We start from the raw sequence: 18,210 nt of genomic DNA, 5'->3' as shown, positions 1-18,210 counted from the left end.
GCCGACCGATGGAGGTGTCGAGTATGGCAGCGAGGCTGATGCTGGCCGCGGCGGTCGATGAGCGCTTGAGGCTGCGCTGGTCGCCGCACGCCGCGGCGGCGGACCTGCGCGAGGCGGGTATGAGCGTGTGCGCGGAGACCATCTACCGGGCGTGCTACGCGAACGACGCGCGCAGCGGCCTGGCCGCGGGCTCCTGGGCGAAGCTGCCGCGGCGCTGCCGGCGCCGTCGGCCGCGCAGTGTCGCGCAGGCCCAAAAGCCCAGTCCGCTGGGGCAATACCGGCCGATAGCCGACCGGCCCGACGACGTCGAGGACCGCACGCAGCCCGGCCACTGGGACCGCGACCTCATCGTCGGCAAAGCGAACCTCACCGCCGCGGTCACGATTGTGGAGCGCACCAGCCGCTACGCGGTCACCGCGGCGCTGCCCGACGGCTACGGCGCGCCGGCCGTCGCCGCCGCGGTCACCGCGGCGCTGGGCCGTCAGCCCGCAGCGCTCGTGCGCACCCTCACCTGGGACCAAGGCCGCGAGATGGCCCGCTGGGCCGACGTCGAAGCAGCGCTCGGCATCGAGGTGTTGTTCTGCGAGCCGCGCTCGCCGTGGCAGCGACCCACCAACGAGCACACCAACGCACTGCTGCGCTGATGGCTCCCCAAAGGCACCAATCTCGACATCGCACAACTGCGCCTTGCGGTCATCGAGGACAAACTCAACCACATGCCCCGCCGACTCCACCACTGGCAATCAGCACACGACACCTACACACAACTCACTTGCAACCACCGGTAGAGCTTGCCGACGCTTGCTCGACAAGGGTGTGATCGCCATCTGCTTTCAGTCGAACCCAGCGCCCACCGGCCGCGAAAGCGCATCTCGTGCGGTCTCAATGACAGGCCGGCGGTGGCAGCCCTCGATGTGATCGTTGACGATGCCTGACGCCTGCATGAGGGCGTAACACGTGGTGGGACCGACGAACCGCCAGCCCAGCTTGCGGAGCGCCTTGCTGAGTGCCGTCGAGTGCGGTGTCGACGACATCGACATGAGTGCTTCGTGGTCGACAACAGCGGGACGTTCGGCCAGGCTCGGCTCGAAGGACCAGAAGAAGGCCGCGAGGCTGCCGTGCGCCTCAACGGTGTCGAGCGCCGCACGGGCATTGTTGATCGTGGCCTCGATCTTGCCGCGGTGCCTCACGATGCCTGCATCGCCCAACAGCCGCCGGATGTCGGCATCGCCGAAACTGGTCACCGCCTCGAAGTCGAACCCGCTAAACACCGTTCGGAAGTTCTCCCGCTTGCGCAGGATTGTCAGCCAGGAGAGCCCGGACTGAAAGCCCTCCAGGCACATCTTCTCGTACAGACGCACGTCGTCAACCACGGGCACGCCCCACTCGATGTCGTGATACGCCTCGTAGTCGTCATGGCCTTCACCCCACCAGCACGCCTGAGTCCCATTGGCCCGCCGGCGCAGGCCGGGTGGCACCTCGGCTGGCTCGTTCACGCGGTACTGGCTGCGATAGGTCGATGGCCGTTAGCGCTCGCGCCGCACTCCCTTGAATGAACCACCGGATTTCTTTGCCTTGACGAAGCGCCCAGATGAAAGGTCGCGCTTGACCCACAGATTGGTACGCGAGTTTTGCACCTGAGAACGATTGCGTACGGCGCCGACGCGTCCTTGACCCGGTTCACCATTCTTGGCCATCGTCGTCCCCTCGATCCTCGCGTGCGTTCACCGATGTACGAATCTTGGTGTCTCGCGACCGACACACTTCGAGCGCACCGGTGTATCAGATTCGATCATAAGAGAGGGGTGTCACGAGCAGCGTCCTTCCAAGCGACAGTCTCGGATTCCTCATCTTGAGTCGGTTCTTCATCCGATACGAGCGCGCGTACTGCCCATCGTGCCACCAAGACGCAGCAGACGAGTAGCACGACGGCAACAATCGCTCCCCTCAAGACGCGCTGCAGGCGCTCTGCAACACCCGTCGCGGGTCGCGATAACAAGATGGAGCCAGCGATCGGAACCACGAGCAGTGCCGGTGCGTCCGCGAACAAGTTCTCAACGTCGACGAGGAACGCCAGTACGAATGAGAATATTCCGAGTCCGACGAGCAACCAAAGAAAGACTCGCATCGGTGTCCGGAGGGCCATCCGGACACTCATGTCCAAGAAGGCGGGCACGTCGTCGCCAGCGGCGTACACCGAGATCGTGTCGTCAGTCCAACGGACAGCGTCAACGGTCGGGATCTTGACCCTGCGACCATCGGGCGCTCGAAGGTGGGGTCGCGCGGCCAAACGGACGCCATGATCGTTGAGATGAACCTCAGCGTGCCCGGACTGCGCGTCACCGAGCATCACTCGCTGCGCCGCAGTGTGTTGTGCCCGAATCCACTGGGATCGCTGTGCAACAGGATCGTGCCATGGTCGCTTGGTCGAGAGCTGAATCTTCGTCGGCACATCCACTGGAATAGTCGTGTCGACGATCACGTCCCAGTGTTGGCCGTATCCCGCGATCTCGAGTTTGGTCTTGTCGTCAACTGCGTCGACCATTTCCCCGAAGTCGGCGACCCAACTGGACACTTCATCGATGTCCTCTGGACTCGATTCTGTGAAGGGAAGACACCTCAACAGGTTTCTTGCGACCGAGTCCTTCGTCCGCCGGACTGGTGACGCAGCCCCGATTCGTTCCTCGATCGGTCGCGCAGCAGCGCGCAGGTCGCGAACTACATCCTCGGTGACGTCGAAACCGAGTCCGTCCGTCAGGTACTCGGCCATCCGCCTTTCACCCCACCGATTGCCCAGCGTGGCGTGCGCTTGCCAGATGGATGGGCTATACGCACTGATGGCGTAGATCAGTGGATCTGCAACAAGAAGGCGATGATCTCCACACCGCTCGGCAGCCGCCCACGCGACATATTCAGTCTGCAATCGAGCCAGCTGGTGCTTAAGCAGCAAGGCGCAATGCTGGCCAGCAACACCTTGAAGATCCACATCCAAGAGCACGCCCTTAGGCCGAGTCGTCAACGGCAACAGCAACCGGACGTGATCCCCCGACCGGCAAGACGGCCACGAAGCTTGTATTAGATGAAGCGGCAGTCTGATCTGGTACGAGGATGTGACTCGAACGTCATCGGCATCGTCGATGACAAGCTTCTCAACTACGCGTTCACGCCATGCCGTGGGATCGGCCAAGAGGCGAAACGTCAGGTCATACTCGTTGTGCAGGTGCGTTATGGGCACTGCGCTCGGGACAGACACCATGGACGTTCCAGAATTTTGGCTAGTGCTGAGTACTGCACGGAATTTGCCGACGCGTCAACGCTCGTCCGAATCACGCGCTGGCGACGGCGACTGCCTCTGCGATTGCTTCGCTGGACGGGGTGGGGCCGTAGAACATCATCGTCGTGCGGTCGGCGAAGGTGTTGCGTTGCGCGATCTGGCTGCCCACCTCCGACGGGGTGCCGGACACGACGACGAGATCGAGCAGATCATCGTCGATGAGATCGGTCATCTCTCGCCAATTGCCCTGCTTGGACAGCGTGTTGAGCTGGGGCTGCAGCCCGTCGTAGCCGTGGTGGTCGAGCGTACCCGCATAGGCAGGCGTCGATCCGTAGAACGCAAGCTGCCCGGCCGCCGATCGACGCGCCTTGTCGATCTGCTCGTCGTTCTCCCCCATCGCGACGATGGTCAGGCAGGCAACGGTGACATCGCCGATGTCACGCCCTGCGGAGGTCGCACCCGCAGCCAGCGCCGGCAGCGTGACGTCGTTCATGAACTGCGCCGTGTGGAAGGGATGGACGAAGAAGCCGTCAGCGGCGGCGCCGATCACCTCGACCATGCGGGGGCCGACGCCGGCGACGTAGATCGCCGGGGGATCCATGTCGATCGGGCCCGGATTGAAGAACGGCGTCATGAGGGTGTGGGTGTAGAACTCGCCGCGGTGGTTGAGCCGCTCGCCGGTCTCGAAGGTGTGCCAGATGGCGCATACCGCCTCGATGTACTCCCGCATCCGCTCGGCGGGGCGTGACCAGGGCTCGCTGTATCGCTTGGTGATGTGTGGCTTGATCTGCGTGCCAAGGCCGAGGATGAATCTCCCGCCGCTCATCCGGTGCAGGTCCCATGCCGTCACAGCGCAGGTCATCGGGTTGCGGGCGAAGGCCACAGCAATCGCTGTACCCAGCTCGATGGTCTCGGTGCGCTCCGACGCCAGCGCCAGCGGCAGGAACGGATCGTGCGATGCCTCGAACGACCAGGCCGCCGACAGGCCCATCTCCTCGAACTGAGCTGCTTCGTCCGCGCAGCCGCCCGGCGTTGAGGCCGTCGTCGCCCCGTCAATGCGGTGCGACGGCTGCGAAGTGTTGTGTGTCGTCGTCACGTGCTGCGTCCCTTCTGTGGCAGTCCGCAGCATCTTGCCGCAGCAGGGCGGCCCGCGCTGCGGTGCCCGTGCGAGCTACAGGGGGCGCAGCGGAGTGGCTACAGCAGTTCGCGTCCGAGGAGCTTGCGCTCGAGGCTGTACTTACGGGCACCCAGGACACCGATGATCCCGGCGATGGCGAACCACAGCAGCGGCACCTCGCCTCCGTGGCCGCCGAAGCCTGCGCCTGCCGGGAAGATGTGTGGCCAGATGCCGTTCGGGGCGTGAACGTCGAAGTACGCCCAGATCATCTGCACGACGAATGCACCCGCAGCAAGACGGGTCAAGATCGCGCCGGGAACTCGCGTCGGGGCTCAGCTCGATCTGGGGCCCGTCAGTCGCCTGACATCTCGGCCATCGCGGCGTCGGACCGTCGAGCCATCTCATCAGGGTCGATGTCCTCGACGTGGGTCGCGATGTGCCAGTGATGGCCCCACGGATCCTCGATCGTGCCGGAGCGGTCGCCGTAGAACTGATCGACGACGGGTCGCACTTCAGTCGCCCCGGCGGCCAGCGCTGCCCCAAATGTTGCATCGACGTCTTCGACGTACACGCTCATGTTGACCGGCGTCCCGCCCAAGCGCTTTGGCGAGCCGAACCCCATCTCGGGGAACTCGTCAGCAACCATGATGAGCGAGTCGCCAAGTGTCAGCTCGGAGTGGCCGATCTTGTCGCCCATAGGAATTCGCATGCGCTCGGCCATGCCGAGCACCTCGGTGTAGAAGGCGATCGCGTCGGCGCCGCCGTCGACGCTCAGCGCGACCGAAATGCGGGGATAGTCGTCGGGAATGGGTTGCACCATGGCCAATTGCTCCAGTGACGTGCGCGCCCGGCAGATCGGGGCGAGCGGAGTTGCGGCGCGACGCTACCGGGCGAGGAGAACCTCGACGGCTTGCGCAACGGCCACCTCGGCACGGGCAGCCAGCCCCGCTTCGTCGGCGCTGGAGAGGGGATGCTCGATCACCGTGAAGGGGTGCTTCGGCACGCCTTGCACGCGCGCCATCAGCTCAGCCGCATCGACGAAGGCACTTGTCATCACGCTGACTGCGGGCACCCCGGCCCGCTCGGCGGCAACGGCGTCGTGCAGACTGCACGACGAGCAGCTGCCTCAGTCGCCCACCCCGGCCAGCACGGCGTCCCAGCCCAGCGCCTCGGCCAGCAGCTCATGCTGCGCGGGTGCGCTGTAGTTCGTCTTGGTGCGGCGGATGACCTTTGCCACGCCGTGGTGGTCGCGCAGCAGCCGTTCGACGTGATCGAAGAATGGCCGGGTGTTTTCCTTGCCGTTGGAGATCACGCCTACGGTCGTGCCCTTCAAGGTGGCCAACCGGGCCGGTGCGGCGAAGCCGGCAGCGTTCTGTTCGTGGGTCGGATTCAGCAATTCCACGACAACCTCCCGGCGCTGTTTGGGTGTGGCGGCGGCGGCGCGACCTGGCACGACGCAAGCGCTTGATTGCACACATGCTGCCATGGGTTCGCAGCCGAGTGGGCAGCCGATCAGACAGGACGGCTGGCTCAAGTGCTGACGCGCTCGAACCCGGCAATCAGGAAGTCGAGGACCGCAGCGGCAGGATCCGCTGCGGAGATGATCTGGCTGTACTGCAGCGAGGCGCCTCCGAAGGCCGGGTCGCCCCAGTACGGATCCGAGCGGTCCACATCTGCCCAGGGTCCGACGTACACGTAAGGATGCGTGTGGGTCGGATCTCCCGGCGACAGGCCGTAGGTAGCGCGGGTGCCTGCATCGGCATCGCCGATGGACGTGGCGATGTCGAAGTGTCCGGGCCACAGCTGCACCTCGTCGGCATTGACGGCACCAGGGGCTGTGCACAGCTCCTCCAGTACCGCCTTGCCGAGCCGGAACCAACGCGACAGATGGTGGCCCATCGCAGGGCTCACCGACAGCCATCGGTCCACGTCGCCCAACTCCGGACTGTCGTGCTCACGCGCTTGCGTGCCCGGCTCGATCCCGACGAAGGAAGCTGCCGCCCGCAGCGTCGTGATGTGAGCACTGCGCTGGGTACCGGCCTCGTCTGCGAAGAGCTGATCGCCGACGATCCACACACGGCATTCCATCTCCCCCGCTCGAGCCATCTGCACTTCGAACAGCGGTGTTCCGAACCCTTCGGTCAGGCTGCGAAGACCGAATCGATCCGTGGCTATGCGCCGGGCTTCGCCGAGCACCGCAAACGCCAGCCGGTGGTAGTCCTCGAGTGACGCTAGGTAGTTCGCCGGCAACTCCGTGAACAAGCCCTCGAATGGTCGATGTTCGGCACCTGGGACGCCCATAGAGCTCACGACGCCAGTCTGACGCGGAACGCGGCCCAGCCGGTCACGCCCTGTCGCATTCGCTTCAGTACCGAACACCCGATGAGCTTCTGCTCGTCGATCGGCATGATTGCTCGGCCTCTAGCGGATCTCGCAGTCCACGCATGCCCCGACTGCAACTGTGGCGGCACGGCTGCGGGTGCCCAGCCACGGCGGGATCACCGCAGCAAAACCGCCCGCCGGTCCGCCCGCGGCGACGACGAGGAGGTCCTGCGGTGCTTCAAGCGCTGGGTACTCGCGATCGGCCCGGTCCTTGACGACGGCACCCTTGCCGACGCCAGCCCAGTCACCGCGGCGCACCCGAGCGCGTTCGAAGACGCACTGTGCGATGTCGGCCTTTGTCCAGCCCGCGTTGTCGAAGTGAGTCCGCAGCTGCGGTGGCACCACGACGACGTAGTTGCCGGGCCAGATGGAGTAGTTGAGCTGGTTGGCCCTGGTCTCGGCGGCGATGGTTTCGCACAGCTCGGCCGGGTCGGTCGTCCACTCGTTCATGATCTGGCGCGGCGCCATCGAGGCCACCGCCGTCACCGACGACACTTGGGCGCGCTCTGCGATCGTGGTTCCGAGCCGCTGGTCGCCCAGCGACACCCATCCGGTTGCTTCCTCGTCCTCGGCGATGCAGTAACCGAGCTTGCCGGGGTGGCCCAGCGTCGAGCGGTCGATGCCGCCCGGCCGCACGTCGAGCACATTTGCCAGCACGAGGCGCACCGCCCGGCCGATGACCGCTCGCGACCGGTCGGCTCCCCCGAGCACGCTGAAGGTGGCATCCATCGCCAGCTCGCGCCTGATGGGGCCGTTCACGATCAGCAGCACGGCGCAGCCGCCGGTGGAGGCCGTTGGCCCGTGGAGGCCGAATTCCGGCTCCAGCATGGCGGTGAGCGCAGTGACCACGACCGGAAAGTGCGGGGGCAGGCAGCCCGCCATCACGGCGTTGATGGCGGCCTTCTCTGCGGTGATTGCTCGGGCTCTCACGGGCTCGATGCCGATGAGGTGGTCCGGCGCCAGCATCGCCCACTCCAAGCAAGCCGCCACTGCGTCGGCGGTGGGGGGCACCACCGGCAGGCCGTCTGTCCAGCCGCGTGAGTGATACGCCTCCTGCGCGTCGGCAAGGTCGTCGACGTTGATACGGCCCGACATCAGCTGCATGGCCGTGACCCTATGGCGACTACACGAACCGGACAGCCGGTGAGAGCGCTGTGCGGCGTTAGTTGCGCTCCAACAGACCCGAGAGCAAGCCGCGTGAGTCGTCCGACATCGGTCCCGCTGCGTTGGCGAGCACCCGAGACGCCAGTCGTTCGAACGGCAGCGACTGCAGCCACACCCAGCCGGTGCCCGACACAGTCGCGAGGAACAGGCCTTCGCCGCCGAAGAACATCGACTTCAGATTGCCTGCCCGTTCGATCGTGTAATTGAGCTGGGGCTGAAGCGCCACGAGGCAGCCGGTGTCGAGCCGGATGGTCTGATCGTTCAGCTGGATGGCCTTGATCGAGCCGCCTGCGTGCAAGAAGGCCATACCGTCGCCGGAGAGACGCTGAAGAATGAAGCCCTCACCACCGAACAGCCCTGTGCCGACGCCACGCTGCCAAGCGATGTCGAGCTTGGTGCCGAGGGCCGCGCACAGGAAGGCATCGCGTTGGGCGATGAGCTCGCCTCCCATTTGCGCCAGGTCGACGGGGATGATCTTCCCCGGATAGCCGGCGGCGAAGCCCACCCTGGCTTTGCCCCGAGCGCCGGTGTTGGTGAAATGCGTGAGGAACAACGACTCGCCCGAGATGACGCGCTTGCCGGCGCCTTTCAGCTTGCCCCACATGCCCGAATCGGGTTCGGATCCGTCCCCCATCACGGACTCGAACGTGATGCCTTCCTCGATGAACATCATCGCGCCAGCCTCGCCCACGACGGTCTCGCCGGGGTCTAGCTCGACTTCGACGAATTGCATGTCGTCGCCGAAGATTTCGTAGTCGACTTCGTGGCTCTGCATAGCTGCTGAGGGCTCCTCGTTCGCAGGATGTGCGCACGCGGCGCACGCTGTCCACCGTACCCCTCTGATTAACGCCCTCTGAGGCGCTTCGCTCAGGCGGCAGCGGCTGTTGCGAGGCGATCGCCGCCGACAGGCAGTCTCGACAAGTCGATGCCGTAGAGCTCGGCGCTGTTGTTGCAAAGGATGTCGTGCGTCTGGGAGGGCGTGAGGTGCGCTGAGTGTTCGTCGAGCAGTTCCTGGCTCCACGGCCAGGTGCTGTCGGAGTGCGGGAAATCGTTCGCCCACAGCAGCCGCCGGTGGTTGACGTCGTTGACCATCTTGAACGCCACCCAGTCGTCCTGGAACGTCGTGTAGATGTGCTCGCTGAAGTACTCGCTGGGGAGCTTGGAGAGCTCCTGTCCCGGCGGCAGCCAGAAACGGTGGCGCTTGTAAGCGTGATCCATCCGGTACATGTAGTGCGGCACCCAGCCAGCGTCGGCCTCCACGCAGACGACCCGCAGCCCGGGGTTGCGCTCGAACACGCCGCCGAATACCAGCGTGCCCATGATGTCCTGGTTGGCCCGGATGATGGTCATGAAGGCGTTGGCCTTCGGGCCGCGTGTCCGGCCTTGGCCGCGGCTCGTGAGGATGTGCCACGACACCGGCAGGCCCAGGTCGACGGCGGCTTGCCAGAACGGGTCCCAGCGGGGGTCGTCGAAGTCGAACTCGGTGTGCGGATTGCCCGACATCATGACGCCGCGCATGCCGACTTCTGACATCGCAACGATGTCGTCAATGGCTTCCTCCACCGAGCGCAACGCCGTTTGCCCCACCGCCAGCAGGCGGTCGGTGTCCACCGAGCAGTAATCGGTGATCCACCGGTTGTAGGCGTCCATCGCCGCCTTCTTGTAGTCAGGGTCTTTGTGGTTGCACAGCACCATGCCGACTGACGGGTAGATCACCTCGGCTGAGACACCGTCTCGATCTTGGTCGGCGGTGCGGGTTGTTGAGTCGTAGCTGCTGCGCGGCAACTCCTCGTAGGTCGCGTTCCGCTTCAGCTCCTCGGGCTTCTGGCCAGCCGCGGCAATGAGCCCCATGTCGATGGTGCGCTTCATGCCGTCGATGACGTACACGTCGCCACGCTCTTCGGTCCACTCGACGTGCGGCGCCACGTCACGCCACTTCGGATCGATGTAGTCCGTGTAGCAAGTACGCGCCTCCGCGATATGCGAGTCGGCGGAAATGATCGGATAGTCGACGTCCACGTTCCCCTCCTGGTCTGGCCCCGCCGCGGAGCGTACTTTGCCGTTGCGAGCCGCGACCGGGCCGGCCTGGCGCAACGATCGGACGGGCCCGTGTTTCGACCGGACGGGTTAGTCCCTCCGACCGCGGCGCTGCATCGCTTCCTCGGCCTCGCGGACGCCACCGAAGTAGTCGTCGCTGCGCACGGAACGCTCGCTGGGAGACATCGAGCGTCGTTCTCGCTGAGCTCGGCTCAATGAGACGAAGGCCTCGTCCACGCCCTCGTCGGACGCTTCGTAGTTCTGCACGCTGCGCGGATCGACCCCCAAGCGGGCGCTCTCGTTGTAGGAGTCCTGGTTGGCGCCCATGAACACGAACGCCCAGCCCTGCTCGCGCCTGGCGTTGATCAGCTGATGGATGTCGGCGGCGGAGTAGTCAGTGCTGGCATTCTCGTAGCCATCGGTCACGATCACGACTGTCTGATCTTCCGGCTTCTTGTCGGCCTTGCTCCGCTGCTTCATCCGCCGGTCGGCCCGTCCGATCAACGATCCGACAGCGTCGAACAGCGGTGTCAGGCCTCGTGGCTGGTACCGCTCCAGCGCGTGCGGCTCGACCTTTTGCACCGAGACTGCGTCGACGAGCACTTCGAATGGATCAGTCGAATCGAATTGAGCGATCGTCAGCTTGCACTTGCCAGGCTCAGCCGCCTGTTCGGCGATGAACCGGTTCACTCCCCTGACGACAGCGATTTCCAGCCCGTTCATCGAACCTGAACGGTCGAGCAGAATCCATACCTTCGACCGGTCTGAAGCCGATCCCTTCTTGGCGCCCGCCGACGCGCCATCTCGCAGACCGCGCCGAATGCAACTCAGTCGGGAATGAATTCCAAGGCGCCCAGGGGAGGTTGAACGGGCAGCGCCCGAGGTGTCAGTAGATCTTGGAATCGGCGCCAGAGTCGGCGGCGCCGGTGCCGGACTCGCGGGCAGTGCGCAGGTCGCGGGCCATGCCGCGGCCGAGTGCCGCAGCGTCACCAGCGATGGTCTGCATCCGGAAGCCCTTGCCGCGGCGATCAGCCGACAGCGCCGCCGTCGAGTGAATGCCGGCAACAACGCCATGGGCTGCGCACCGCTCGGCGATATGTTCCAGCGCCGCCTTGTAGTCGGCGTGGTCATCGGTGTAGCCGGGGCCATAGCCATAGCTGATCGACAGGTCGGCGGGGCCGACGTAGATCGCGTCCACGCCGTCGATCGCCAGAATGTCGTCCAGCGCCTCGACTGCCTGCCGGGTCTCGATCATGGGGATGCAGGCCGTGGTGGCGTTCGCCACCTCGAAGTAGTTCTCGCCCGCGGCTGCGCGAGCCGCCACGAGTATCGGGCCGAAGCTGCGGGCGCCAAGCGGCGGGTACTTGCAGGCGGTGACCGCAGCTTGGGCCTCTGCGACGGAGTTGACCATCGGAATGACCACCCCGCGGGCACCTGCATCCAGCACCCGGCCGATGATGCCGGGCTCATTCCACGGCACGCGCACGATCGGCGTGCCGCCGCCCATCTCGATGGCCTGCATCATCGTCACCGCAACCCGGTAGTCGGCGACGCCGTGCTGCATGTCCACGCAGACGTAGTCGAAGCCGGCGCGCCCGGCGATCTCGGCTGAATGGCTGGAAGCCATCGAGAGCCAAGTGCCCAGCGTCTCGGCTCCCGAAGACCAGATATCCATCATCTTGTTCGGCATCAGCGTTCGCTCCCGCGTCGGGTCGTGAATGAGGAGTCTGCCAACCGGCCGTCAACCGGTTGTCGGCAGTCGGCCAAGTCTGGCGGGGCCAGGCCCCAAGGATCTCGGCGTCAGTCGTCGAGGATGCTGTGCAGGATCGAATTCTCCTGCGTCTCCACCAGCGGCGCGATCTCGGCCACGAACTCCAGCCACTGAGGATCCTCGAACAGCGCCTTGCGCTTGGCCGCCCGCTCCTCGAGCGTGTCGTAGCGCCACATGTGGATGATGTCGTTGAGATCACCGACGCCGATCGTGTAGTACCCAACGGGCTCGCCGAGGTACTTGCGCTGCGCCTCGTAGCCCTTCTCCTTGTAGATCTTCACCCAGCGATCCGCCGCCCCAACCTTGAGCCGGTACCGCCGCATCTCCACAAAGCTCATGACTGTCTCCTTCGACGCCTCGTGCTCAGAGCTGCCTGCACGACGAAGCGTCGTTCGGCCGCCGCACCGTAGCGCGCGGCAAAGCAGCGCGGCCTCGCAAGTCACGCACACCTACGGGTCCACGTCGTGACCTGACCACCCACAACACAGGGATGAGCGAGGTCAAGTGACGTGTCTGCACGGGCGCAACCCACGAAACGGGCTTGGATGTCGTTCCCGTCACCGCAGTCTTATCCAATGTTGTGGCCTCAAGCTTTATAGCTGTTTGCGTTATCTCGCACAGTTTGACAACGCAAGAAAAATACGCACACAAACAAACATTCAGCCTCAACGTTTAATACTGGCTATCGTAGGGGCGAGTTGTTTGAGTCCGTGCGGCGCCAACGATGCGCCACACAGCACGGGTCCCAGCGCAGACGAACAAGAGGGGCATCGCATGTCCACAACTCGACTCCGCAGCCCGGCCGGCGAATACGTCATCACCTCAGTCGGCGGCGAGGAAGTGCGGGCGTTCGTGCCTGCACCGCTGCCACCCGACCCGCCGCTGCAGATCGACGGGCCGCTGATCACGGCGCTCGACGAGGCAAGTCGAGCGCTCGGCCGATTCGACGGAGCGATCCGCTACCTCCCCAACAAGGACCTGCTCATCTACTCGTACATCCGCAAGGAAGCTTTGCTGTCGTCGCAGATCGAGGGGACACAGTCATCGCTGTCCGATCTCATGCAGCACGAACTCGATGCGGCGCCGGGCGTGCCACTCGACGATGTCATGGAAGTCTCGACCTACGTCGCCGCAATCGAGCACGCTGCCGCACAAATAACGGACCCGTCAGGTCTCCCGCTCTGCAATCGGCTGCTGCGACAAGCTCATGGGATCCTGTTGTCCACCGGGCGGGGCGCGGACAAGCACCCCGGCGAGTTCCGCACCTCTCAGAATTGGATCGGCGGAAAGCGGCCCGGCACTGCAGCATTCGTGCCGCCGCCGCCACTTGAGGCGCAGAAGGCGATCTCCGACCTGGAGAAGTTCTTGCATGCGGACGACGGCCTCCCTCCACTGCTGCGCGCCGGCCTCGCACACGTGCAGTTCGAAACCATCCACCCCTTCCTCGACGGCAACGGCCGCATCGGCCGCATGCTCATCACGCTTCTGCTGCTTGACCGCAATGTGCTGTCAACGCTGGCGTTCTACCCGAGTCTGTACCTCAAGCAGAACCGGTCGGATTACTACGAGATGCTGAACCGAGTGCGGTTGGAGGGCGACTGGCATGCGTGGCTGCTGTTCTTCCTAGAAGGCATCCGTTCAACGGCTGAAGCCGCGCTCAGCACGACGCAACGCCTCGAAGCGATGGCGGGGGACGATCGCAACGTCATCGAGCAGCACACGGGCAAGGCGGCGGGCTCGGCGCTGCGAGTTCACGCGACACTGATGCAACGACCTGTTCTCAATGTCGAAACCAGTGCCCATCTCGCCGGCCTCTCATGGCCCGCTGTGAACAACGCTTTGACGCGGCTCAGCGATCTCGGCATCGTCTCCGAAGTGACCGGGCAACGTCGCAATCGCGTCTTTGTGTACTCGGGCTATTTGGCCGTTCTCGAAGAGGGGACCGAGCCGTTGTAGAGCCGTAACGGCACTCGCGCTGAAGCCGGTCAGTCTCGAAGATCGCGCACGCGCATCGCCTTGCCCGCGGAGCGCTCGATTGTTTCCGGCGCCACCGTGCGCACATCCACGGCTATGCCGATGCGCTGGCGCACGGTGCTGGCGAATTCGGTGGCGATCGCTTCGTGATCGCCAGCATCGGGCTTCGGTTCCAGGACGGCAGTGATGCCTTCGAGGCGGCCGCGCTGGTGCACCTCGAGCACGAAGTGCGGCGTGAGGTGGGGGTTCGACGACACCAGTTCCTCGAACTGGCTGGGAAACACGTTGACACCGCGGATGATGAGCATGTCGTCGGTGCGGGCAGCAACCCTTCCCATGCGACGCATGGAACGAGCCGTGCCGGGCTGCAATGAGCAGATGTCCCTTGTTCGATACCGGATCACCGGCATCGCAACCTTGGTCAGCGACGTGAACACCAGCTCGCCGGTCTCGCCCTCGGGCAGTACCTCGCCCGAATCGGGGTCGACGATCTCGGGATAGAAGTGGTCCTCCCAGATCGTCGGACCGTCCTTCGTCTCGACGCACTCGTTCGCCACGCCGCCGCCGATGACCTCCGAGAGGCCGTAGATGTCCACGGCGTCGATGCCGAACACGTCCTCGAGCTCGGCCCGCATCGCCTCCGACCACGGCTCCGCGCCGAAGATGCCGACCCTCAGCGAGGTCGACGCGGGGTCGATGCCCTGCTTGCGGAACTCGTCGGCCACCACGAGGGCATACGACGGCGTCGCACACAGCACATCGGCGTCGAAGTCCACGAGCAGCTGCACTTGTCGAGCCGTCTGGCCCACCGACGCCGGCACCACCGTGCAGCCGAACTGCTCAGCGCCATAGTGCGCGCCCAGCCCACCCGTGAACAGGCCGTAGCCGTACGCGACATGGACGACATCGCCGGGCCGCACACCAGCCGCCATCAGTGAACGTTGGAAGACATGGGACCACATGTCCAAGTCCGACTGGGTGTAACCCACGACGGTCGGTTTGCCGGTCGTACCCGAGGAGGCATGAACCCGCAACACCTGGGATCGGGGCACCGCGAACATCCCGAAGGGATAGTTGTCTCGCAGCTCCTTCTTCGAGGTGAACGGGAACCGATGCAAGTCCTCGAGACTGTGCAGATCTGATGGATGCACGCCCGCTTCGTCGAACAATTGCTGGTACGTGGGCACATGCGCATAGGCATGGGCCAAGCTCCACTTCAGCCGCTCCAGCTGGAGGGCTCGAATTTCCGGGATCGGGGCGTTCTCGATGGGATGAAGGCCCCGTCCCGCAATGGGTTCGAACTTTGCCATGTAGCGGTTCCTTACGCGATTGGGTGGTGCCGGGTTGGTCAGTCGACAAGCTGGGCGATTGCTGAGCCAGTCAGTTTCCTAGTGTTGCAGTCTGTGCGCCCGCTCCCGCCGAGCGCCGCGCGCCGAAAGGACCCTCAATCCGGATGACCGACTTTCGCTTCACGATCCTGGTGGTGCCCTACATGCGCCGTCGCGGCGAGCAGATCGGCCTCGCCGGATCGATGCCAGAGCGCTGGCAGACCCTCATGGACCATGTGCGGACTCAGATGCAGTTCGCCGAGTCGGTGGGCTATGACGGTTTTGCGATGACCGAGCAGCACTTGCAGGTGGAGGGCATCGAGACCACCACCAACCCGCTGTTTTGGGACTACTTCGTGGCCCAGCACACCGAGCGGATGCGCGTCGGGCAGCTCGGCATGAACCTCACGGCTGTGAATCCGATCCAGCTTGCCGAGAACATCGCCATGCTCGACCACTTCACCGGCGGGCGGACCTTTGTGGGGTTCTCGCGGGGCAACACTCCCCGCTGGACAGGCACTTTCGGCCAGCACTTGGGCATCACGTCCACCGAATCCGACAAGTCAGAGCTGGACCAGCGCAACCGCCGGGCGCTCTATGAGAACTGGCACCTCGTCAAGTCGCTGTGGACCCAGGAGAAGGTGTCCATACAAGGCGAATTCTGGCAGGCCCCGCCCGAGATGGAGTGGCACTTTCCACCCACCGACGACTTCGACCCGACTGCGGTCGATGAGAACAAGATGTTGCGCGAGATCGGCATCGTTCCCCGGCCGCTGCAGCAGCCGCACCCGCCGGTGTACGCACCGTTCAGCTACAGCATGGAGACGTCGAAGTTCTGGGCCCGAGAGGGCGGCAAGATGGTCAGCTTCGTCGCCCCCGAGCGGCAGAGCTTCATCGGCACAGCGCTCGACATCTATCTCGAAGAGGCTCACAACTCGGGGCGTGATACCACAGCGGCCGATGCGCTGGCGATCGGCGGTCATCTCACGATGGGCCGCACGCCGGCCGAAGGCGCCGACTTGTACGCGGGATTCGAGGAGCTGTTCAACTGGGCCTACAACGCTCCGCCCTATGTCGTGCCGATGGGACGCGTGTGGCGCGGCAGCCGCGAGCAGGAGCTCGATCATGTCTCCTCGCTGCACGAGGAGTTCGGCGTCACCGAGTTCTTCTTGTGGCACCACGTCGGCTACTTCACCCAAGACCAGGAGCTGGCAATGCTGAACGAGTTCGCCGAGGGCGTGATCGCCCCTCTTCGGGCCCGTTCCTGAACCGGGCCGCCGCATCGTGACCGAAGCGACAAGCCCAAGCTCCGGAGTGGCGGCGTTGGACAGCCGCCGCCGGGCCGTGGCGGTGGCGGTGGCGTTCAAGATTGCGCTGGCGCTGTGCTTCGTGGTGGCGATCGCGGTGCCCCTCGACCACCTCGAGGGCAAGGGGATGCTGTTCCGATTCCCCCTGTTCATGCTCTCGGCTGTGGTGGTGCCGCTCGCATGGCGCGGACGATTCAGGCCCTACCCCGCAACCGCGGATGTGCTGATCGTGGCGCCCTTTCTCATCGACACGCTCGGCAATCTGGCATACGTGTACGACACGTTCGAAGCAACCGATGACGTGCTGCACACGCTCAACTGGATCCTGCTCGTCGGTGCGTTCCATGCGTGGCGCTACCGCCGCGGCGGGACCAGCCTGTCGCGCGCCGATGCCTGGCTGCTCGGCGCCAGCCTGGGAGCACTCGCCATCGTGGGCTGGGAAGCAGCCGAGTGGATCGTGGCTGAAACCGGCGCCGGCGGCGGACTGGATCTCACCTACGACGACACCGTCGCCGATCTCGTGCTGTCCACCGGCGGCGGCATGATTGGATCAGCAATCGCGGTTGCCCTGTTCCCACCCCCACGCGCCAACTCAAGTATTGAAAATTCATAAAATAACTTGAAAGGAGCTATTGGCTGTTGTAGAGACTGCGGGTGTCTCCGACTCCGCCAGCTCATCGTCGATGTCGCTGTCAGATTCGCGCCGACAGGTAGCGTGAGGTGGAACCCCATATTCGACCCGCCGCCCGCAAGCACGGCATCAGCGACGCCGACATCCTTCACGCCTATCGAAACGCCTTTGATGCACATGAGATTGAGGACATGACCATGATCATCGGAGGGGATCGCTCGGGTCGACCCATTGAACTCGGCGTTCGGCGTCTGGAGCCGATCCCAGAAATTGTCCACGCAATGCCAGCTCGGCCGAGATTTCTGCGGCATCCCTGGAATGGTGCTCGGTGATGAGGCCCACCATCGACGAGCTCATCGACAATGGCGATTGGGACGAAGTCGCGCGACGCTTCGAAGGCTTCGATGTCGAGCGGGCCGTTCACCGCCCAATCTCAGACTGGTGGCTCCGCTGTGCCGCCGGCGACCCCAAGAGTCCTGACGATCTGCTTCGAACCAAGGTGGCTGCCGCCCGCGCCGACGGCGTCTCATGGCAGCGCATCGGCGAACTTCTGGGCGTGCCCGAGGCAGAAGCCCAGCAGCGCTACGACTCGCCCAGCAAGCCCTCCTGATAACAACCACCCTCACAGCAGCACAACACGACAAGGCTCGCGGCCAAGCGGCTCAAGCTGCTCTACCAGCCTCCCGACGCCCTACGTGCGTCCGCAGCACTCGACGAATGAAGTCCACGTTGCTAGCGGCACGTTGCGAGTCGATGCCGTTCAATAGCCCGGTCAAGCGCCTGAGATTGTCGACTTCGTGCTCGGTGACTTCTTCTCGGTATGCGAAATGGGCCCATTGGTGCCTCAAGCGCAACAACTGGAGAAAGAAGCCGGAATGCCGGAATGATGGAAAGCAACTCTGCACCTGGGCCCAGTTGTCCTCAACAAACTTCAACCAGAGTGCGGGATCCCGAGACTGTTCTGGGTACTGACCCAGCGCGCGCCGCGCTACTTCACCCGCTGCTTCATCGCGTAGCGACTGGCGAAGCCACGCTATGTCGCGAGGGCTGAACTCGCGGACCAAGCGCGTCTGAAGCGCCTCGCCGAGGATTCGCATAGCTCGCTCGATGAGGTCGCGTTCGTCGTCGACGAGCGAATAGGGCCAAACTGACACCAAGGTGTCTCGTCGCATGCCGGTGATCCCGGTGCCAAGCCGAGCATTGAGTTGACGACCTTCTGCGGCCA

Annotated in this window: 19 protein-coding genes; 5 read left to right on the top strand and 14 right to left on the bottom strand. The window is 64.6% G+C overall.

Going from position 1 to position 18,210, the window contains the following annotated elements; all coding sequences use genetic code 11:
• Window positions 1-23: 23 nt before the first annotated feature.
• On the top strand, window positions 24-644 hold the full coding sequence (locus ACQY5K_RS15650; RefSeq protein WP_428117103.1) for an IS30 family transposase: 621 nt from the start codon (window positions 24-26) through the stop codon (window positions 642-644).
• A gap of 189 nt (window positions 645-833) precedes the next feature.
• Here ACQY5K_RS15650 and ACQY5K_RS15645 read toward each other — a convergent pair whose 3' ends face one another.
• From ACQY5K_RS15645 to ACQY5K_RS15585, 13 genes are all read right to left on the bottom strand, one after another.
• Window positions 834-1,496 (bottom strand): DNA-3-methyladenine glycosylase I, encoded by a 663-nt coding sequence (locus tag ACQY5K_RS15645; RefSeq protein ID WP_428117101.1) that lies wholly within the window; start codon window positions 1,494-1,496, stop codon window positions 834-836.
• 296 nt (window positions 1,497-1,792) lie between these two features.
• Window positions 1,793-2,770: a hypothetical protein gene (locus tag ACQY5K_RS15640; protein ID WP_428117099.1), complete on the bottom strand. Its 978-nt coding sequence runs from the start codon at window positions 2,768-2,770 to the stop codon at window positions 1,793-1,795.
• 556 nt (window positions 2,771-3,326) lie between these two features.
• On the bottom strand, window positions 3,327-4,370 hold the full coding sequence (locus ACQY5K_RS15635; RefSeq protein WP_428117096.1) for a TIGR03617 family F420-dependent LLM class oxidoreductase: 1,044 nt from the start codon (window positions 4,368-4,370) through the stop codon (window positions 3,327-3,329).
• A gap of 98 nt (window positions 4,371-4,468) precedes the next feature.
• Window positions 4,469-4,696: a hypothetical protein gene (locus ACQY5K_RS15630; protein WP_428117094.1), complete on the bottom strand. Its 228-nt coding sequence runs from the start codon at window positions 4,694-4,696 to the stop codon at window positions 4,469-4,471.
• 47 nt (window positions 4,697-4,743) lie between these two features.
• Window positions 4,744-5,211: a VOC family protein gene (locus ACQY5K_RS15625; protein ID WP_428117091.1), complete on the bottom strand. Its 468-nt coding sequence runs from the start codon at window positions 5,209-5,211 to the stop codon at window positions 4,744-4,746.
• Window positions 5,212-5,274: 63 nt separating this feature from the next.
• The gene (locus ACQY5K_RS15620) at window positions 5,275-5,793 is read right to left on the bottom strand and encodes a UGSC family (seleno)protein (RefSeq protein WP_428117089.1); all 519 of its coding nucleotides are present in this window, start codon (window positions 5,791-5,793) and stop codon (window positions 5,275-5,277) included.
• Window positions 5,794-5,921: 128 nt separating this feature from the next.
• Window positions 5,922-6,701 (bottom strand): hypothetical protein, encoded by a 780-nt coding sequence (locus ACQY5K_RS15615; protein WP_428117087.1) that lies wholly within the window; start codon window positions 6,699-6,701, stop codon window positions 5,922-5,924.
• Window positions 6,702-6,812: 111 nt separating this feature from the next.
• The gene (locus ACQY5K_RS15610; protein ID WP_428117085.1) at window positions 6,813-7,877 is read right to left on the bottom strand and encodes a hypothetical protein; all 1,065 of its coding nucleotides are present in this window, start codon (window positions 7,875-7,877) and stop codon (window positions 6,813-6,815) included.
• A 58-nt stretch (window positions 7,878-7,935) separates the two neighbouring features.
• Window positions 7,936-8,712: a TIGR00266 family protein gene (locus tag ACQY5K_RS15605; RefSeq protein WP_428117082.1), complete on the bottom strand. Its 777-nt coding sequence runs from the start codon at window positions 8,710-8,712 to the stop codon at window positions 7,936-7,938.
• Between the two features lie 92 nt (window positions 8,713-8,804).
• A complete protein-coding gene (locus ACQY5K_RS15600; RefSeq protein WP_428117080.1) occupies window positions 8,805-9,956 on the bottom strand; it encodes an amidohydrolase family protein in 1,152 nt (383 codons plus the stop codon).
• A gap of 108 nt (window positions 9,957-10,064) precedes the next feature.
• Window positions 10,065-10,964, bottom strand: a complete 900-nt coding sequence (locus tag ACQY5K_RS15595; RefSeq protein ID WP_428117078.1) for a vWA domain-containing protein — start codon at window positions 10,962-10,964, stop codon at window positions 10,065-10,067.
• Window positions 10,861-11,664 carry an HpcH/HpaI aldolase family protein gene (locus ACQY5K_RS15590; RefSeq protein ID WP_428117075.1) on the bottom strand — a complete coding sequence of 268 codons (804 nt, stop codon included), beginning with the start codon at window positions 11,662-11,664 and terminating at the stop codon, window positions 10,861-10,863. Before ACQY5K_RS15590 ends, ACQY5K_RS15595 begins: the two co-directional genes overlap by 104 nt.
• Window positions 11,665-11,774: 110 nt before the next feature.
• The gene (locus ACQY5K_RS15585) at window positions 11,775-12,083 is read right to left on the bottom strand and encodes an NIPSNAP family protein (protein ID WP_428117073.1); all 309 of its coding nucleotides are present in this window, start codon (window positions 12,081-12,083) and stop codon (window positions 11,775-11,777) included.
• Window positions 12,084-12,519: 436 nt separating this feature from the next.
• On the opposite strand from ACQY5K_RS15585, the gene ACQY5K_RS15580 reads away from it, so the two are divergent.
• Window positions 12,520-13,701, top strand: coding sequence for a Fic family protein (locus ACQY5K_RS15580; protein ID WP_428117071.1), 1,182 nt, complete (start codon window positions 12,520-12,522; stop codon window positions 13,699-13,701).
• A gap of 29 nt (window positions 13,702-13,730) precedes the next feature.
• Here the strand turns inward: ACQY5K_RS15580 and paaK are convergent, their stop codons facing one another.
• Window positions 13,731-15,029, bottom strand: a complete 1,299-nt coding sequence (gene paaK, locus ACQY5K_RS15575) for a phenylacetate--CoA ligase PaaK (RefSeq protein WP_428117069.1) — start codon at window positions 15,027-15,029, stop codon at window positions 13,731-13,733.
• Window positions 15,030-15,172: 143 nt separating this feature from the next.
• On the opposite strand from paaK, the gene ACQY5K_RS15570 reads away from it, so the two are divergent.
• From ACQY5K_RS15570 to ACQY5K_RS15560, 3 genes are all read left to right on the top strand, one after another.
• Window positions 15,173-16,315, top strand: coding sequence for an LLM class flavin-dependent oxidoreductase (locus ACQY5K_RS15570; RefSeq protein WP_428117066.1), 1,143 nt, complete (start codon window positions 15,173-15,175; stop codon window positions 16,313-16,315).
• 16 nt (window positions 16,316-16,331) lie between these two features.
• Entirely contained in the window at window positions 16,332-16,967 is a 636-nt protein-coding gene (locus tag ACQY5K_RS15565; RefSeq protein ID WP_428117064.1) for a hypothetical protein, read from the top strand.
• 349 nt (window positions 16,968-17,316) lie between these two features.
• Window positions 17,317-17,595 carry a hypothetical protein gene (locus ACQY5K_RS15560; RefSeq protein ID WP_420445017.1) on the top strand — a complete coding sequence of 93 codons (279 nt, stop codon included), beginning with the start codon at window positions 17,317-17,319 and terminating at the stop codon, window positions 17,593-17,595.
• Window positions 17,596-18,210: the final 615 nt, after the last annotated feature.

Origin of the sequence: Candidatus Poriferisodalis sp. (assembly GCF_965262965.1) — a bacterium.
Lineage (GTDB): Bacteria > Actinomycetota > Acidimicrobiia > Acidimicrobiales > Poriferisodalaceae > Poriferisodalis.
The sequence above is the reverse complement of the archived record's forward strand: the minus strand, read 5'-3'. Positions and strand labels throughout refer to the sequence as shown.